Genomic DNA, 19,187 nt, shown 5'->3' with positions numbered 1-19,187 from the left:
GTTATGTATTTTATTTTATCTGTACGATTGCTTTACGATCGTAAAAGGCTCCATTTAAATTTGTATTGTACATTTTTATTGCTTCCGCTCTATCTGTTGTTTTAAAAATGTAAACATGCATAAACCCTGTTTTTGGGTCAACAAAATAATCTGCATCTATATCATCATTTCGTAACTCATCTACATTTCTATCTGCTAATGCTTTTTGTGAGTTAACATATACTCTTAAATAATATCCTGGCTCTACTCCTTCAGCCTCCATTGGATAAACTCTAGCTGGTGGTTGTGTTTTAGGTTCTTCATAACTACTCAATGAGCCTCCTAAAGTAATTTTAACCACATACACAGGATCTTTAGTTGTTTTTTGAACTTTTATCGTTGAGTTATCTTTCTTCTCATCGTTCTTTTCAAATAAACGAGTTTTATCGTTAAAATTGTCAACCTCTTCTTCTGCATCTTCTTCTTTTGCAAACCTATCAAGGTAAACGTAATATAACTTTTTCTTAGGCTCAAATACATATTTTGCTTCAATATCTAATCTAGACCACTTATCTATTAGTGCTTCAGCATTTTCTTTACTTCTAAACTGGTCTGAAACTACATAATACATGGTACCTCCTCCACCTGAACGCGTTATTGTACTCTTACGCCATGGTTTATTTGATCTTCTTTTTAATGAAGTATCTTTTGATTGAACTGTATCTCTTATTATTACTGTATTAGTTGTTGTTTTCGGCGCTGGTTGATTTTTCAATAAACGTAATACCTCGTCAACTTTTTTATTTAAAATATCAATAGAGTCTTGCGCTTGTTGAATTTCATCAGATAAATCGTTGTGTTCTGGGTTTTTATATTCAATTTCTTTCTTTGGGGCTCGTTCTGGAAGACTAACTTTTACGTTACCAGTTCTTCTTTTAGGACGCTCTCTTGTAAACGATCTTTTTCCAAAATTATAAATCAATCCTATTTCATTAGTTGCAGCAAAACTGCTCTTTTCATAGGTAAAACCAATTGCTAACTTATCAGACAAGTTTACTCCAACACCTGCTGAGATACCGTATGTTTTATCATAACCTGCTTTTACCCAACCTGCTTTAGGTAAATCTACAATAGCATTTGCTCCATAGGTAAACCCTTCATCTCCTGGTTTTCTTGCGGTTGCTAACATTCGTATATCTGCTCCTTCAAAAAGACCTTTAGCATAAGTTAACTCGTGTGAATACATTAAATGTCCTGAAAATGTTTTTTCTCCAAAAGAAGTAGCCATTTCACTCTTTTTTAGGTTAAAGTCTACTAAATTCTCAAAAAACACTCCTACATCAAACTTTCCAATAGATAAAGTTATCGCTGGTTGAAAGTTTACAACGGGATCGTCTTGATAATTACTTAAAAAAGTATCCCCATCGTCTGTTACTAAAACTCTTCCCCAGTCTAAACTTCTTCTACTATACAAAAAGTTAAACCCAAAGGTTAAATCCATGGTTTCATTTAATCGTAAACGATGAGCGTAATTAGCCAAAGCTCCAAAATCTTTTACAGAACCTACTTCTTGTTGATAAATAGCTAACCCTGCACCTACATTTTCTCGCATCTTACCAGAGTATGTAAGCATATATAAACGAGGATTGTCTTCAAAATCTATATTACTATTTCTTACAATAGCCGAAAGTGATGTTTTATTTTCTCGTAAAGCAGAGAAGGTTGGTACAGTTAAAAAACGATTGAATTTCATAAAGCTACGTGAACTAAAACTATTATATTGTTGTTCGCCACCGGAAAACTGCGCTTGTACCACAAACACATTTAATACCAGTAAAATAAGTAACGTAATTTTTCTAATCATTCTAACTTTTTAGTGTAAAACAGATATAGTTCCAGCTTTAATCAACTTATCTTCTTTTACTATTTTATAATAAAAGACTTTTTGATTTCCTAAATCCTCTGTAGGCCAATCATTTCTATATTCAGTTGTTTTTAAAATTTCTTTACCGTTAGCGTTGTACAACATTATTGTTACCAATGGTTGAAACGCATATTTATTTGATATTTTCCATGTGTCATTTTTCCCATCTCCATTAGGAGTTAATGTGTTAGGCACTACAACTTGATCATCAGGTTCTACTACTTCTATTGTCTTATACAGTGTACAGTTACCTACTTTTACTTGCACTGTATAAAAACCTAATTCAGTCACTTCTAACTGCTCTGTTGTAGACAACAAAGTTCCTGAAGTACTTTCTCCTTGGTACCATTCATAATTTTCTCCACCAGCTGCCACAACTATAGCTGAACCGCCCTCTTCCAGCACAACAATTTCTGATGGAGTAACAGTTACTGCTGAATCATCAAAAGGAATTACATTTATAGGTGCTAATTCATTGCTACAGCTTGAATCAGAATATTGTAACACATACTCACCTACTTCATTCACTACTAGTGTTTGAGGATCTGAAGGGGTTACATCTTCATCACCGTCTTTTACCCATTGATAAGTATAACTCGTATTAAAGTTATCTATTGTGTAAACAATAGAAGAACCTGCACATAAAGAATTTGAAGTTGATGTAGAAGATATCTGAGGTACCTCTACTAACTTTGCATCAATAGCATTAGAATCACCACTCTTTCCTGTATTTGTACTTACTGTTAATGTGTAAGAACCATTATCTACATATGAATTGACAGTGTACTGATCACTTGTTCCTCCTGTAGAAACTCCATCTTTTTTCCAATCAAAATTTAACATCGCTATTTGATCGGAGGTTAAATCATACTCGTTTCCATCTTCTGCTACGGCCTTTACCCCTACCATACTTAACTTAGTAGTAGCTGAATTACACTCTTCATAATCTGTAGCAGTTCTAATTACTACATTAAACGAATCTACAGCCAGTAGTACAAATTCTTCTGAATCAACAACAGCGTCACAAGCAGATCCTGTACTCTGAGTTACTCGTGCATAATACACTTCTGGCTCAATGGCATTCATACATAGTTGGGTCTTTGCTGCTAAAGGAGTCGTATCAGTACCCTTAAACCATTCAATTGTACCTGAAGGCGCGTCATGATTAATACACAGTTCTATTGTTTCCCCTGGTAAAATTACTCTGACCAAGGCTCCTTCTGTTCCCACATTAAAACTAGCTTCTGTTTGTTGTTGTAACACTACATCATTTGAAACTGTTGTACATGTCCCTGCTTCTATTTCTAAACGGTATGTACCAAATTGTCCTACAGTTGGTGTGGTATATGTTGGATCGTTTGAAGATTTTTTTAATTCATCATCTAAATACCAATTATATATATAAGTAGTATTGGTCGCATTTGCTTCAAATGTATGAGATTGGTCTCCACATATTTCAATAGTTGAAGCCCCTTTAATTTGCGTATCTGTTCCACTAAGACCATCAACATTTAAAAACCTTGACTTCGGCCCTCCACATAAACCATAATCAATTACTACATAATATTGTCCTGTTTCTGTTATTGTATATTTAGGCTCTTGCGTAGTTGCTACCAACTCATCCGTACCACCAACTCTTCTATACCATAAATACTCTCTATTTACATCAGTATCTAAAAAAACTTCTCTTGATTCACCATTACATAATGTAAAAGCATTACCATTATTTATAGATAACTCACCTTCTGTAAACATATCATAATAAGCCTCAAAAGGAGCTGTCTGTACTGTTTGGACAGGTTCCTGACTTGTAGTTACACGTATTACATAATTCTTACCATAAGTTCCTTCTGGCAACTGAAAACTGATATTTTCTATATTAAATTGTTGATTATAATTATCTGCAGCTGTACTGACTAGAGTTCTTAATGTTTTTACCTTGCTGGGATCTGAGAAAGATCCATTTTCATCAGAAATCTCTATTTTAAAAGTATTTTCATCCTCAAAAGCAGCTCCACTAAAAGTTATATCTAGAGAATAATCTGTCCCTCCTACTTGATCACAAAGAGATCTATTACTCACCCCCACTAAATCGTTAATAACTACGCTTTCAAGCACTTGAGCGCTTGAATTTATACACAGTAGAAATGATGCTAAAAGTAATAATATGCTTTTAGTGCTTCTTTTCATTTAAGGGATTCTTTTAAGGGTGTCAAATTTATAGTTTTTCTTAACAAAACTATAATAAAACTAATAAAATTAATAGGGAAATATATAAAATCTATTTTTAACAGGCAACTAAAGTTTTACAGCTCTTTGTTTTTTACCTTTTTTATTTTTTTTTTTTGTAAAAAAAACTTTCCTTTGTTAGCGAAAAAATATGCTATACTTTCTATACTACTAGAATTGCAGTAATTAAAAATTGTATTATCAAATTTAACCCCAAAACCACGCTCTTAAAAAATATTTTGCGTGTAAAAATTTATGTATTATGAAAAAAAACTCCTTTTACTTTTTAGGTGTATTACTATGCCTATTTACAAACTCTTATGGACAAATTAATTTTCCAGACACTAATTTTAAACAAGCACTATTAACTCATGATCCTATCATAGATACTTCTGGAAACGGTGAAATTGAAGAAGCTGAAGCCTTAAGTATAGACAGGTTAAATTTAGATAATAAAAATATATCAAGTTTAGACGGAATTCAATTTTTTAAAAACCTAGAAGTTCTAAACTGTAGTGATAATAGCATTAAGAAGATTGATTATTCACAAACTTCCACCCTAACCAAATTACGTTTTTTAACCGCTAGAAGAAACCAAATATCTTCTGTTGATGTTAGAAACTGTGCATTATGGGGACTAAGACTCGAAGACAACCCTATTAAACATGCATATTTAACAGGCCCAAGTACCTTTCAAATGGAAGCCCAATGGGGTATATACTTTGATCTAGACGTTATAGAGTATGTTTGCATTAGCAATGCACAATACATGCCTCAATCAAATGGTGTAGATCATAGAGGGTTCTGGGACAGAATTGGAAGCGCTCTCCATATAGGCGAATGTACAATTGTTACCTGCCCAATAATAAACTTCCCTGACCCTAATTTTAAACAAGCATTAGTAGAAGATTATGATACTGATGGTGACGGAGAAATTTGCATTGATGAAGCAGAGAAAATAACACTTATTGGTAATTATAACAATAAAAATATTTCCGACCTTACAGGAATTGAATACCTAACAAACCTTACAGTATTATATTTAAATTCAAATAAACTAACATCCGTTGACTTTAGCAATAACCTTAAACTAAGAAACCTATCACTAAGCTACAATCAAATAAGCAGTATTAATATAGAAAACAACTTGGCACTTGAGTCTTTAGATCTATCAAATAACCTTTTAACTAATATCAACATTAACAATAACAAAAACCTTAGAAGTATATTTATTAATGATAACAAAATATCTAAATTAGATGCCAGTAACTTAACAAAGTTATTCTATATTAACACAACACACAATCCTTTTCTAACTACCTTGAATACTACAAACTGTAGTGCTCTTAAAGATATGCAAATCTGGAACTGTCAAATAACACAATTAGATATTAACACTAATCCCAACATAGAAAGTATACAGGCACACAACAACAAGATAACAGGGTTAAATATTACTTCAAACAATACCAAAATAAAACGTTTAATTTTAAACAACAATCTTATTAGTAAAATAGACATAAGAAATTGTACTTCTTTGAAGACATTAAACTTAAACAATAACCCAAACTTAGAAACTGCTTATTTAACAGGAGGGCATGAATTTTACCTTAGTTTTAGTTACTTTACTCGTTTTGGTAGCTCAGACCCTTATGTTGACTTGAGGTCTTGCCCAAAGCTAAATTTTGTTTGTGTAAACAATGTATCGTTTTTCAATGATATTAAAAACTACATAAAAGGTATGTACCCATTATGTACGGTTAACACAGATTGTACTTTACCAAGAAACGATTTTGGTAGTTACTTTATCCTATCTCCTAATCCTACCACTGGAAGTATGATCTTATCTAAAAAAGACACTGGCACAACAGCCTCTACAGCTGATATTTTCAATGCTCAAACGGGTAGTTTTGTAAAAAGTGTTAATCTTCTTTTTGGAGGAGGTTTTGGTAGTTTATCATTCAAAAAATCAACAACTTCAACAACAACTCAAAGGTTGGGTGCCCCTATTGATTTAGAAGATGGGGCTCCTATTAATGTTAACGACCTAGCTACTGGTAGCTATATATTTAGAGTTAACAGTAATAGAGGTACACACACTACTAATTTTATTAAAATGTAACAATACAGTTAATAGCATATTTTCAAAGAGAGAGGTTAATACCTCTCTCTTTTTTGTCTATATCTTTCAAAAGTATTAGAATTCTACCCTATATTTGCTATCTATTTTTTGAATCATGACAAAGAAAATAACTATAGCCATTGACGGTTTTTCATCTACAGGGAAAAGTACTATTGCTAAGCAATTAGCCAAAGAATTGACCTATATATATGTTGATACCGGAGCAATGTATAGAGCTGTTACTTTGTATGCTATGCAGCAAAACTATATTTCTGAAAGTCATTTTAACTCTGAAGATTTAATTGCTGATTTACCTAACATTTCTTTGTCTTTTGCTTTTAATGAAGAACTTGGTTTTGCTGAAATGTTTTTAAACGGAATCAATGTTGAAAGAGAAATTAGAACCATTGAAGTTTCTAAATTCGTAAGTAAAGTTGCTGAAGTTTCTGAAATTAGAAAAAAGTTAGTTCGTGAGCAGCAGGAAATGGGTAAAAACAAGGGGATTGTTATGGATGGTCGCGATATTGGAACTGTAGTTTTTCCTGATGCTGAATTAAAATTATTTATGACTGCTTCTGCCGACAAACGCGCTACGCGTCGCTACAAAGAATTATTAGATCGTGGTGATAATATAAATTATGAAGAAATTTTACAAAATGTACAAGAGCGCGACAAAATAGATTCTACCCGAGAAGACTCTCCTTTGGTTATGGCAGACGATGCTATTGAGTTTGATAATTCTGATATGGGGCTTAAAGAACAATTTGAACGTATTATGAGTTTAGTTAACGCTAGAATTCAATAAAAACTACTTTTAATTATTAGTACAATAAACCCACAAAATTCTTTGTGGGTTTCTTTTTGCTTTTTTTATGTAAAGTTGTAAATTTCTTACATGGAAAATCTTCAAAAAATAATCAACGTTGCTCAAATACGAAAAGCTGACGAACACACTATTACTAAAAAAGGAATTACCTCATTTGCTCTGATGGGGCAAGCATCTTTAGCCTTTGTAAAAGCTATTGAACCTTTATTAAATCGTTCTCTAAAAATTGCTATTGTTAGTGGTGTTGGTAATAATGGAGGTGACGGATTTGCTATTGCTAGAATTTTAAAAAGTAAAAAATACACTATACAACCTTTTTTAGTTCAGTTTAAAGATACACTTAGCTCTGATTGTGATATTAATTTTCAAAAACTTGATGATACTATTATTATAAAGTCAACTGATGAAACTCCTGATTTTTCTGAGTACGATGTAATTATTGATGCTATTTTTGGTTTTGGACTTTCCAAGCCTATTACTGGTTTTATAAAAAAAGTGATTCAAAATATAAATAAGGCTAAGAAAACTGTATATGCTGTTGATGTTCCTTCTGGATTGTATTGCGACAAGCTTCCTGATTCTGAAACTGTTGTACAGACAGACCTTGCTGTAAGTTTTCAGCGACCAAAATTTTCATTTTTTTTTCCTGAAAATGGAACCTTTGTAAGAAATTGGAAAACAGTTGATATTGGCTTAGATGAAGATTTTATTCAGCAACAAGAAAGCAACTATTTCATTCTGAACGATAAAATTGCTGATATTTTAACTTCTAGACCGCGTCAATCACACAAAGGAAGTTACGGACATGCGTTATTAATTGCTGGTTCTTACGGAAAAATGGGGGCTGCTGTACTTTCTTCAAAAGCTTGCTTACGAAGTGGTACTGGTCTACTGACTAGTTACGTACCAAAATGTGGTTACCAAATTATACAATCTTCCGTCCCAGAAGCAATGTGCCTAACCGATGAGAATGAAGAATTCGTGACCGAACTCCCAGAAATTTTCAAATACGACATTCTCGGGATAGGTCCTGGAATAGGTGTTAACGAAAAAACGACACAACTTGTAAAAAAATTAGTATCGGAAAGTAGTAGTCCGTTAGTAATAGATGCCGATGCTATTAATATTATTGCTCAAAACGAAGAATTAAAATCATTACTTCCTAAAAACTCTGTCCTAACTCCACATATTAAAGAATTTGATAGATTGGTTGGAAAATCTGACACCTCAACTGAACGTTTTCAGAAGCAACTTGAATTTTCTGCAAAATATCAATGCATCGTGGTTTTAAAAAATGCATATACTGTGATTTCTTCTCCTGGAGGAAATTTATATTTCAACACTTCTGGAAACCAAGGAATGGCAACAGGTGGTAGCGGTGATGTACTCACAGGAATAATCACTGGATTATTAGCTCAAAACTATTCGTCTTTACACGCTGCTTTATTAGGTGTATATTTTCATGGAAAAGCAGGTGACGAAGCTGCTAGTAAAAAAGGATACAATGCTTTAATAGCTTCTGATATTATTGATGCTTTACGAATAGAAAAAAGTTAGTTTTCTTTAGAAAATGTTTGGATTATTGTTGCTAATAACATTACTAATCCACACCCTAAAGCATTTAACCACAAATACGGCAACCAATCAATATACCAAACTGCTATGATTATTAGTTGTGTGATTATTGCTGCAACAAATACCGCATTTCCTTTTACATATTTTATAAAAAAGGCTAATAAGAATATCCCCAGCACGTTTCCGTAGAAAATGGAACCTATAATATTTACGAGCTGAATTAAATTATCAAATAAATTAGCTACACAGGCGACTAAAATTGCTAAAATCCCCCAACCTAAAGTGAACCATTTTGACATTTTTACATAATGCTCATCGCTATATTCTATTTTGGTATTTCGTTTGTACAAGTCAATCGCTGTCGTACCTCCTAAAGCGTTTAATTCAGATGCTGTAGAAGACATGGCTGCTGATAAAATTACCGCTAATAATAGACCTATTAATCCTTTGGGTAAATTATTTAGAATAAAATGAATAAACACATAATCTTTATCGTTTGTTTCTACTAACGGATCTACTTCTGAAATAATAGTTTTCGCCTCTTCCTTTAGTATCTTATCTTGTTCATTAAACTCTTGAATCTGTGCTACATTATCAGGAGTTAACCCTTCAAAAATCAGCGCTTTTTTTCTTCCTTCAATAAAACGATGCTGCTCTTCTAATTTTACATATTGTTCTATTGTTTCAAGGTTGGAATTTGCTATTGCTTCTCCTGATTTTGGGTTAAAATTTAACGGTGACGGATTAAACTGATAAAATACAAACACCATTACTCCAACTAACAGAATAAAAAACTGCATCGGTACTTTTAACAGCCCATTAAAAATCAATCCTAATTGACTTTCTCTTAATGATTTCCCTGATAAATAGCGCTGTACTTGGCTTTGATCAGTTCCGAAATAAGATAGCATTAAAAATGTTCCTCCTAAAATACCTGTCCAAACAGTATAACGGTTATTTAAATCCCAAGAAAAGTCTAGTACTTTCATTTTATCAGAAGCACCTGCAATTTCTAATGCTTTGGTAAATGTAATATCTTCTGGTAAATATTGTAATATCAAGTAAAAAGCAACAAACATTCCTGCGAAAATTACAGCCATTTGTTGTTTTTGAGTAACACTTACTGCTTTAGTTCCTCCAGAAACAGTATAAATAATTACCAAAACACCTATTATAATATTTAGCGTAACTAAATCCCACCCCAAAACAGCTGACAAAATAATAGCTGGGGCAAAAATGGTAATTCCTGCAGCTAATCCACGTTGAATTAAAAACAGAATTGCAGTTAAGGTTCGAGTTTTTTGATCGAACCTTCCCTCTAAATATTCGTAAGCTGTGTAAACTTTTAATCGGTGATAAATAGGAATAAACACCAAACAGATAATTACCATTGCTATTGGTAACCCGAAGTAAAACTGTACAAAGCCCATTCCGCTATGGAACGCTTGTCCTGGAGTAGATAAAAAAGTAATGGCACTGGCTTGTGTTGCCATAACCGACAAACCAATCGTCCACCATTTACTTTCGTTTCCTCCTTTTATATAATCTTCTACATTTTTACTTCCTCTGGTTTTCCAAGCTCCATATAAAACAATAAACAATAAGGTTATTGAAAGAACAATCCAATCTACTATTTGCATGGTTTACTTTGTATATATGTTAGTGATTATATAAAATAACACGATGTATACTAAGTTAGCCACTAAGACTAACGTGTATTCTTTTTTCCATACATACTTTTTATCCATACTTTGTTTGTTTATTAGTTGATTATTGTTTTGGTTTCTCGTAAAAACTATTGGCTAAAGATGCTTCATTTAATAAAGGCATTTTAAACTGAATTGGTTCTCTTGCTGGTTCTGTTGGTTGCCCGTTTTCATCTTTAGCATACCAAGTTATGAATTTTGGCAACAACAAACCGTTAACATTTTCCCAATCGTTGTATCTTATAATTTTATACGCATCGGTTGGTTCTTTACTAAAAAAGGTAACCGTATACCCTAACCAAGCCATTTGTTTTGTTTCTGGGTGGTAAAATATAAAATAATTATCATCTGGTGAAGTTCCAACGTTTGCTTTGTATGAAATTTTTATTCCTGGGTAAGTTACTCCTTCATAAATTAGTGGATTTGTTTCTGAATATACAATACCATCATCTGCTAACACAAAAGGCATTGCATAAAAATAAAAATATAAGTTATAATAAAACTCAGGATTCCCTTTAAAAGCGGTTGAGTCTTGTTGTTGTAACCACACTTCTGTTCCGTCAAAGCCTAAAGAATATTCTGGTGAATTCACTACTGTTTTTCGTGAATGTAAATCTGTAGTATGCTCTTCATTTTTTAATGTGAATGACAATGTTTTCATTTTCTTCCATTGTTCAATTCCCCCATGTTCTTTTAAAACTTCTTCTAAAGCTTTTGGGTATTTTGATACTGCTACCTCTTCTTTGTTACTTGTTTCCTTTTTAATTTCTTTTTTACACGCTATTGAAACAAAAGCTATAGTTATTAGTAGTACTATTTTTTTCATGATAATTGATTTATTCTGATTGGTCGAAACTGCCGCTAAAAATTACAGTAAAAATAAAAAACTCTCTAAAATACATTTAGAGAGTTTTATGTTAACTATAAAAATTGAATGAATTATTCATCCGTTAAGGCTTCCATAAAAGCTATTAGGTCTTTAATTTCTTTTTCTGACAAATTTAATTTATCTGATGGTAACGTTTGATTTGGAACTTTATACCCTAATCCTTGTCCACCACCTTTATTATAAAAATCAACTACTTGTTCTAAGGTTTCATATACCCCATTATGCATATAGGGAGCCGTTTTGGATACATTACGAACGGTAGAAGTTTTGAAAAAGTATTTTCGTTCTTCAGTTTTAAATATATTATAAGCACCTAGGTCATCATCTAACCCTGTTTCTTCTAAATTTGGAACTCCTATAGACTCTACTTCTGTTTCTGTAAAATTAGGAGGAACTGTTCCATTAAACACAGGTGGAAAGTGGCAGGTCGCACATTTTGCTTTTCCCATAAAAAGATTAAATCCATTGATTTCAGAAGTTCTTAAAGTGTTTTCTTTATTATTGATGTTTTTATCAAACTTTGAACTAAAGTCTCCTAAACTTCTAATGTAATTTGCCATCGCGTTTCTAATATTAAAATCAGTTACTTTTCCATATAAATCAGTAAATGATTTCGTATACACACTATCACTTTTTACAGTTTTTGTCAAATTTTCTAAATTGGTATGAAACTCATTTTTATTTTCAACAACTCCAACAATTTGTCCTTCTAAACTTCCTGCTCTTCCATCATGAAAAAAAGTTTGTTGATAAGCAGCATACGGTAGTGTTGGTGTATTTCTTTTTTGCTTCGGAAAAGTTGCTAATCCATCTGTAAAAGCTTTATCCTTAATATGACAAGTAGCACAACTCATAACACCGTCTTTTGATAAGCTTTTATCGTTGAATAATTTTTTTCCTAAAGCTATTTTTTCACCAGACATAGCTTTCTCTAACTGATGATAGTCATTAAAGAAATTAATATTAAATGTTTCTTTAGAAAATAACGAAGTGATATTGTTATTAAATGCCATAGTTAATGGAAACTCCACTTTCCAATCTTCTGAAGTTTTTGCCAACAACTCTAATTGCTTATGCGTATGGCTTTTAATAAAATCGAAACGATTGAATGTAGTAAACTCTCCATCTTCTAATACTTCTTGAGTTGTCTGTATTTCATTCAACCAATCAGTATATAAGCTTTCATTTGAAAATTCACTCTTATACGTTTTTATAATAAAAAATAAGGTTTCATAATTTGTCTTAGCCTCAGTCAACGATTGCTCTAACACAGGTGAATCAAAACCTGTTATTCCTACCAAAGCTATACGAGCAATTTGATCGCGTAACAACCATAAAACATGGTGCTTTTTTAAATACAATGTATTGTTTGCCGCTATTAGTTTAAGTCTATTTTTGGTAATATTTACAGCATCTTTTAAAGCAATAACATCAACCTCATCTTCATGTAATAACTCTTCAATAACCTGAAAACCAAAAGGATTTCTTATTTTTATATTGGTAGCATCTTCTTCGTCAATTCGTAAAAGATTAGGGCTATTTAAACTCTTATAATTTTCTTTATCAACAAATGATAAAATAGGCTCAATTAACTTAAACTCTTTTCTCGCTAATTTGTACTTATTAAGTTTCTCTGAAACCTCATCAACAATATTAATTTCTTCTAAAAGAGTAATACAATTATCTAAATGAAGTGAGTAATATTCTTCAACTTTTACTACTAAAGCTTTACTATCAACTTTTGTGTAACTCGCTGTTTTTTCTTGTTTACAACTAATTATAGATACCAGAAAAAGACACATGATAACATGTGCCTTTTGTATTTTTTGAAAATTGTTTGTCATTATCTATCTAATCCTTGAATCACATATAATTGACTTCCTTCTTTTGATGTTTCAGCTGCATCATTTGCTAAAGGATCTGTAAACGCTCCCCCATCTGCTGGAACCCAACCATGATTTTGAGTAATTAATAAAAATGTATTGCTTACTCCTATAGTTTTAGAAATATCAATCATTCCTGTAATCTCCCATGCTTTTTCTTGGTAAGTTAACCCATAACCTGCTGCCGCAGCTGCCACTTGGTCACATTCTAATACTTTTTTCAGTTCTCCTGTTTTTAGGTTATATTGGTATAAACTTGCAGCATGTTGTTTTTCTGCACTATCAAAATACCCGTTAGGATCTTCTTGAATATAAGCATAGTTTTCAGTTACTACGATATTATCAGGACTATGAAAAACACCTGCTTTACCGTCTAACTTATCACCATCTAACACACATGTAATTTTAGCAGCTCCTGTAGGATCATTTTCATTTAATTCTACTTTATACACACGTCCGTAAATAGTTCCTTTCCCTATTAAACCATCTTTTTTACGACCTGTAACACAAAAATAAATTTCACGATTGTTTTTAGCAGAACCTCTTCTCCAATCAATATCTTCTAAACGAGAGAATCCCATCACTCCTTTTTCTTTAGCTTCAGCATCTAACAAATCGATATTCTTCTCAGTTAACTCAACAAAAGAAGCACTGTAAGTTGTACCTTCTTTCATGTCTACTTCATAAGTAACACCTTCATCCGTTACTTTTAAACCATATAACTTTCCTCCTTCTACATCTCCTCTACTACCTACATACATTCCTAATTGTCCTGAAGGAACCATATTATCTCCGTGATCATCTCCTATAAACACAACCGTCTTATCAGTATAAGCATCTTTACTTAACGGTACTGCATTTTCAGTCACCCACTGCCCCATAGCAGTTAACATTCTTGGACTACTTGCCCCAGATGCATCTTTAAAAGGGTCTGTAGCAAAAACACCTTGAGGTCCATCTCCCCATTCACCTCCAGATAAGTATAGAGGACCAAAGCCATGCTCTTCTTGTGTTATTAACGTCCCTGAACATTGAGCAGAGCCTCCTGTTGCTATAGCGTTTAAAATATACTCACCATGAACTGGTTTAAAAGTTTTATCTAATTTAATACGAGCAATAGAGTAATCTGCCTCAATATTATTTATTAAAGTATAAGTACCATCTGAGTTTCTCATTAATCCAGCCCCATCAGACATAGAACCATACACAAAGTTTGGAGTATCTTCTAATTTATCTTCAGATGATAATAAAGGAAAAATGTTTACTCCAGAAAACTCTGATTCTAATTTTAAGAAGTTGGGAGTTTTAGAATGTGCTTTTAATTCTATTGAATCTCCATGGTTAAGTGTACTATCAGAGTCACACGATGTTAAAGCTATTACACTACAAACACCTAAGAACCCTAATTTAAGTAAGTTTTTCATTATTCTGTTAATTTTTGTTTTATACCCGCAAATCAACAACACTAACTTTAAGAAGTTCTTAGCTATAGTTTAAATCTATCTCATCAAAAGGTTATTAACTTTAACTAAACTTAAACAACTCTAAACAACAATTTTCGTAAAATCCTGTAAACACTAGTTATTACCGTTACAGTCCTTAACCATCTCTTAACTTACTTAACTCATATTACTTCTTGGTACACCTCTTTTTCTAACAAAAAAAAGAGCACCTTTAAAAGGTACTCTTAGTTTGCATCAAATTTTTACTTTGGTTAGAGTAAAAAAGTCATTTTGTTTTTCTTTTTCTTCATAGAACTTTCCCTACGACGTGATATAATTCCCCATTTTATATCTTAACCTTATTGAAGGTTTAAATTTTAACCGAGACAAAAATAAACCGTCTAATTTTCTTTTTGGTAAGTCAGTGACTTACTTTTAGTAAGTCACTGACTTACTTTTTCAACAAAATGGAGTAAAAAAGGTCCTAAAAGCTAAAAATATTGTTAAAACAATAATTATTTAAAATTTTATATATTTGCTTTTCATGAAAAAAATGAAGTTACATATAGCACAAGAGCTTGTAAGCTTAACATGTGGTTTTCGCGGGAATCCTGATGAAGGAATCTTTCGAAACAGGACGTTGTATGTTAATTATAATGAAAACTCAAATATGATTTGATTATAAAAACTAATAATATATAAAGCGTCCAATTAATTTTGGACGCTTTTTTTTTATATTTTTTTTGAAAAATGGAATTTTAATTTAAAACATACTAAAAACTCTTAATTGAACTCTAAGACACTAACGTACAAAACGTTACAAAAACACTACTTATCTGGATATTATCCGGACAGCCTCCCTTTACCTTAAAACTAAAATAATCACTTGATTATCAATATATTAAGTAATAAAAACACTTGTTTTATTGTAAAAATTTCGTATATTTGTACCATACTTATTAAGATATACTTAATTAGTATTATTAATAAATAATAATTTAAAACTATGGTATTAACTAACATAAACAAAAGTATCAGCTTAGCTTACAGAAAAGAGGCTGATTACATAACAAAAAAAGACAAGGATGTTTATTGTGGAGCAAAATATTTAATGAGGAATTAGCAATTATTCTACACTTATATATAACACAAAAGCGTCTTTTTAAAAAAGACGCTTTTTTTTATTAAAAAACACATTTTTAACAAGTTAAAACTTGTATAATTCGTTTTTTTTCACTATATTAAGAAGACAAAATAAATGCTATGAAAACATTAAAATTGCACATACTATATGAAAAAGGACGTTTACTCATTAAACAAGAACGCTTACTAAAATCATCTTCATTATCAATAATGTTGTCACTATTTTAGAATCAGAAATCAACTAGCGTTCATTCAAAAAAATTGCAAACGCTTCCTTTATGACAAAGTAGAATTCCCTGAAGTCTGTTGTACTCAATAGGCCTTAGTAGTAACACATCTTCATGAATTGATGTTTCTATCAATTTAATTCTACCTACTACCCAAACACTTGGGTTAGATGACTATTGCCTCATTTAAAAAATGATGTAATACACACGAAAATTTATTTCGATGCTATATGAGCTGCACATGCGGCTAGGAAAACTATTGTCAAAATTTAAAAATTGAAATTATGAGAACTTTAAAATTTACACTACTAATAAGCACGTTATTTTTGTTAACCACAAGTTGTACAGACTTAACAGAAGATATTGTACCAAACGACAACGATAATCATATAGAACTAGTTTCAGTAACAAGTCCACCTCCTTACTTAGGTGGAGATACAGGTGGTGGTAACGATGGAGGTGATGGTACAAAAGGAAATTAAACTTATATTTACAAGCTTTTAACAAAATGTTAGAAGCTTTTTTTAGTTATCTCAAAAAACAATACTCTTGAAACCTCTAAAAGCAAATTTATTCTTTTTATTTTTTATTCTAACAAGCTCTGTTTATAGCTTTTTCTTACCGTACTCTAAATTACAACAAGTAGACAGCATTAAAATATGGCTAAATTCAATTAATAATGAAAAGTTAGACACTGTTAGTAGGAGAAAAATATTATTCAAAGCGTATAACTATATCCAAAAGAATCAAAAGAGTCAAAATCACTTAAGCACCATATCTTACGAATACTACAAGCTAAAAGACTCAATATCTTTTCTCAAGATTAATCAAAAGGCTGTAGAGTCAGCAAACAAAACAAAGGACTATTACTCACTGGGTGACGCTCATTGGAATTATGCTACTTATTATGTAAAGCTGAGTAAATACAGTAAGGGCTATGCTCATTTTAATCTAGCCTATGAAGCTTTCGAAAAAGGTAACTTTGAATATGAAAAAGCTAAAATGTTATTTGGAATGGCACATATTAAAGGCCGCTACAGAGATTATTTAGGTAGTGAAATCTTAATTATTAAAGCTTTAAAAATTTATAAAAGCTTAAAAAAACATCAGGATTTATACTTATCATACAACCATCTTGGTCTTCTGCAATTTGATATTAAAGAATATGACAAAGCTATATTCTATTACAAAACAGCTCTAAAACATTATTCCAACCTAAGTAAAAAAAATAGAAGTAGAAAATACATAACTATTTTCAATAATATAGGAAATGCTTACCTTAAAAAGAAGAACTACAAAAAAGCTATAGAAAATTTCAAAAAAGAACTTGGTAATCTATTAAAAAAAGAGCAATACGCAAGAGTATTAGACAATATTTCTTACTGTAAACTTCTAGCAAGAGACACCCTAGGTATAAAACAAAATTTTCACAAAGCTTTAAATATTAGAGATAGTTTAGGTAATAACGAAGGGATTCTAACTTCAAAAATCCATATTTCAGATTATTATAAATATATCAAAGATACTACTAAGGCTATGCAATATGCTAAAGAAGCCAATTTGCTTGCCAAAGAGTTAAAAAATGGGGGAGATTATTTAACTACTTTAAAACAACTTGCCAATTTAGACAAACAAAATTCTAAAAAATACTTAGATCGTTATATCGTGTTTAACGATAGTTTAATTAGTGCTGAGCGAAGAATACAAAATAAGTTTACTCGTATTGAGTTTGAAACAGATGAATATATTGAGGAAACCGAGCGTTTAAGTCAACAACGTGTATGGATTATTGTTACTAGTTTCGCTGGTCTGTTAGTTCTTAGCCTACTTTATTTTTTACGTGTACAAAAAGTAAGAAATGAGAAATTAAAACTAGAGGCGGAACAACAAAAAGCTAATGAAGAAGTGTATGTATTAACACTACAACAACAGGCTAAATTAGAAGAAGAGCGTGTTAACGAACGTAACCGTATTTCGGCAGAACTTCATGATGGTGTTTTAGGGAAACTTTTTGGTACTCGTGTTAATCTAGGCTTCTTGGCAATGCAAATGAAACCTGAAACTCAAGAAAAACATCAGGCTTTTTTAGATGAGTTACAAGAAATAGAAAAGGAAATTAGAGATGTTTCCCACAGGTTAAGCGATAATTTTGATAGTGCTAATATTAATTTTACAACTATTTTAACCCAGCTTTTAAAAGACAGAAGTACCATTGGTAACTTTAGCTATCAATTTGATTTTGACAAAACTATTCCTTGGAGTGAAATTAGTGAGGTTACAAAAGCCAATGTTTATCGTATAATACAAGAAGCTTTACAAAACATAATTAAGCATGCTAAGGCAAAAAACGTTACCTTAGACGTCTCTTTTAATAAAAAAGAGCTTATTATTTCGTTAAAAGATGACGGAATTGGTTTTAATACCGAGAAAAAGAAAAAGGGAATTGGTATAAAAAATATTACAGCAAGAGTAAAAAAACTAGGTGGTAATTTAGAGTTTATTTCTAAAGAAAACCAAGGAACTACGCTTGTTATTATAACCCCTTTTAATGCAACAAATGGAAAACAAAAAGTATAACGCTTTAATAATTGACGATCACCCCTTAATATCAGAAGCTTATAAAAGTGCTTTTACTTATATTGAAAGCCAAGGTGAAAACATCTCTTTTCAGGTACAAATAGCAAATAATTGTGGTGCTGCCGATGAAATTATAGAGGCATACTCCTCTTCTAATCGACCAATTGAAATTATCTTTTTAGATATTAGCCTCCCTCCTATGGAAGAAAAAGGCATTTTATCTGGTGAAGATTTAGGTTTGATTATTAATGAAAAGCTACCTGAATCTAAAATTATCATTTCTACTACTTTTAACGACAATTACCGTGTACACAGTATTTTAAAAAATGTAAATCCTGATGGTTTTTTAGTTAAAAACGACATTACTCCTGTAGAATTGGTTCACGCCATTAAAGAAGTTCTTAGCGACCCTCCATATTATAGTAAAACTGTAATGAAAATGCTGAGAAGTCAAGTTTCTAATGAGTACTTTTTAGATGATTTAGATAGAAAAATATTGTATGAATTATCTATTGGTAATCGTGTGAATAAATTACCTAATATTCTTCCATTATCATTAGCTGCTGTTCAAAAAAGAAAACGACAAATGGCTAAAGTGTTTGGGGTTGACAACTCTGATGATCGTGATTTAATTTTAATAGCAAAAGAAAAAGGATTCTTATAAG

12 protein-coding genes are annotated in these 19,187 nt (G+C 31.6%); 6 read left to right on the top strand and 6 right to left on the bottom strand.

What is annotated here, in order from left to right; translation table 11 throughout:
* Positions 1-10 precede the first annotated feature (10 nt).
* Positions 11-1,843 (bottom strand): PorP/SprF family type IX secretion system membrane protein, encoded by a 1,833-nt coding sequence (locus tag ACTPNM_RS07855; protein WP_440121259.1) that lies wholly within the window; start codon positions 1,841-1,843, stop codon positions 11-13.
* Between the two features lie 9 nt (positions 1,844-1,852).
* The gene (locus tag ACTPNM_RS07850; RefSeq protein WP_440121258.1) at positions 1,853-4,093 is read right to left on the bottom strand and encodes a gliding motility-associated C-terminal domain-containing protein; all 2,241 of its coding nucleotides are present in this window, start codon (positions 4,091-4,093) and stop codon (positions 1,853-1,855) included.
* Between the two features lie 301 nt (positions 4,094-4,394).
* On the opposite strand from ACTPNM_RS07850, the gene ACTPNM_RS07845 reads away from it, so the two are divergent.
* The 3 genes from ACTPNM_RS07845 (at position 4,395) to ACTPNM_RS07835 (ending at position 8,637) form a co-directional block, all read left to right on the top strand.
* Positions 4,395-6,254 (top strand): leucine-rich repeat domain-containing protein, encoded by a 1,860-nt coding sequence (locus ACTPNM_RS07845; RefSeq protein ID WP_440121257.1) that lies wholly within the window; start codon positions 4,395-4,397, stop codon positions 6,252-6,254.
* A 115-nt stretch (positions 6,255-6,369) separates the two neighbouring features.
* Positions 6,370-7,059, top strand: a complete 690-nt coding sequence (cmk, locus tag ACTPNM_RS07840; protein WP_440121256.1) for a (d)CMP kinase — start codon at positions 6,370-6,372, stop codon at positions 7,057-7,059.
* Positions 7,060-7,149: 90 nt separating this feature from the next.
* Complete coding sequence (locus tag ACTPNM_RS07835) at positions 7,150-8,637, top strand: NAD(P)H-hydrate dehydratase (RefSeq protein WP_440121255.1); 1,488 nt, start codon at positions 7,150-7,152, stop codon at positions 8,635-8,637.
* Here the strand turns inward: ACTPNM_RS07835 and ACTPNM_RS07830 are convergent.
* The 4 genes from ACTPNM_RS07830 to ACTPNM_RS07815 form a co-directional block, all read right to left on the bottom strand.
* Entirely contained in the window at positions 8,634-10,295 is a 1,662-nt protein-coding gene (locus ACTPNM_RS07830; RefSeq protein WP_440121254.1) for a sodium:solute symporter, read from the bottom strand. The two genes, ACTPNM_RS07835 and ACTPNM_RS07830, sit on opposite strands and share 4 nt — an antisense overlap.
* Positions 10,296-10,425: 130 nt before the next feature.
* Positions 10,426-11,187 (bottom strand): DUF6503 family protein, encoded by a 762-nt coding sequence (locus ACTPNM_RS07825; RefSeq protein ID WP_440121253.1) that lies wholly within the window; start codon positions 11,185-11,187, stop codon positions 10,426-10,428.
* Positions 11,188-11,300: 113 nt separating this feature from the next.
* A complete protein-coding gene (locus ACTPNM_RS07820) occupies positions 11,301-13,094 on the bottom strand; it encodes a cytochrome-c peroxidase (RefSeq protein ID WP_440121252.1) in 1,794 nt (597 codons plus the stop codon).
* Positions 13,094-14,557, bottom strand: coding sequence for an alkaline phosphatase PhoX (locus tag ACTPNM_RS07815; RefSeq protein ID WP_440121251.1), 1,464 nt, complete (start codon positions 14,555-14,557; stop codon positions 13,094-13,096). Before ACTPNM_RS07815 ends, ACTPNM_RS07820 begins: the two co-directional genes overlap by 1 nt.
* 1,672 nt (positions 14,558-16,229) lie before the next feature.
* Here ACTPNM_RS07815 and ACTPNM_RS07810 point away from each other — a divergent pair.
* From ACTPNM_RS07810 to ACTPNM_RS07800, 3 genes are all read left to right on the top strand, one after another.
* Positions 16,230-16,427: a hypothetical protein gene (locus ACTPNM_RS07810; RefSeq protein ID WP_440121250.1), complete on the top strand. Its 198-nt coding sequence runs from the start codon at positions 16,230-16,232 to the stop codon at positions 16,425-16,427.
* Positions 16,428-16,494: 67 nt separating this feature from the next.
* Entirely contained in the window at positions 16,495-18,522 is a 2,028-nt protein-coding gene (locus tag ACTPNM_RS07805; RefSeq protein ID WP_440121249.1) for a tetratricopeptide repeat-containing sensor histidine kinase, read from the top strand.
* Complete coding sequence (locus tag ACTPNM_RS07800) at positions 18,494-19,186, top strand: response regulator (RefSeq protein ID WP_440121248.1); 693 nt, start codon at positions 18,494-18,496, stop codon at positions 19,184-19,186. Before ACTPNM_RS07805 ends, ACTPNM_RS07800 begins: the two co-directional genes overlap by 29 nt.
* Position 19,187 lies beyond the last annotated feature (1 nt).

The sequence above is a fragment of the Tenacibaculum sp. Ill genome (assembly GCF_051938915.1).
Taxonomy (GTDB): domain Bacteria; phylum Bacteroidota; class Bacteroidia; order Flavobacteriales; family Flavobacteriaceae; genus Polaribacter; species Polaribacter larymnensis.
Note: the sequence above shows the minus strand (reverse complement) of the source record. Positions and strands in the feature narration are given on the sequence as shown.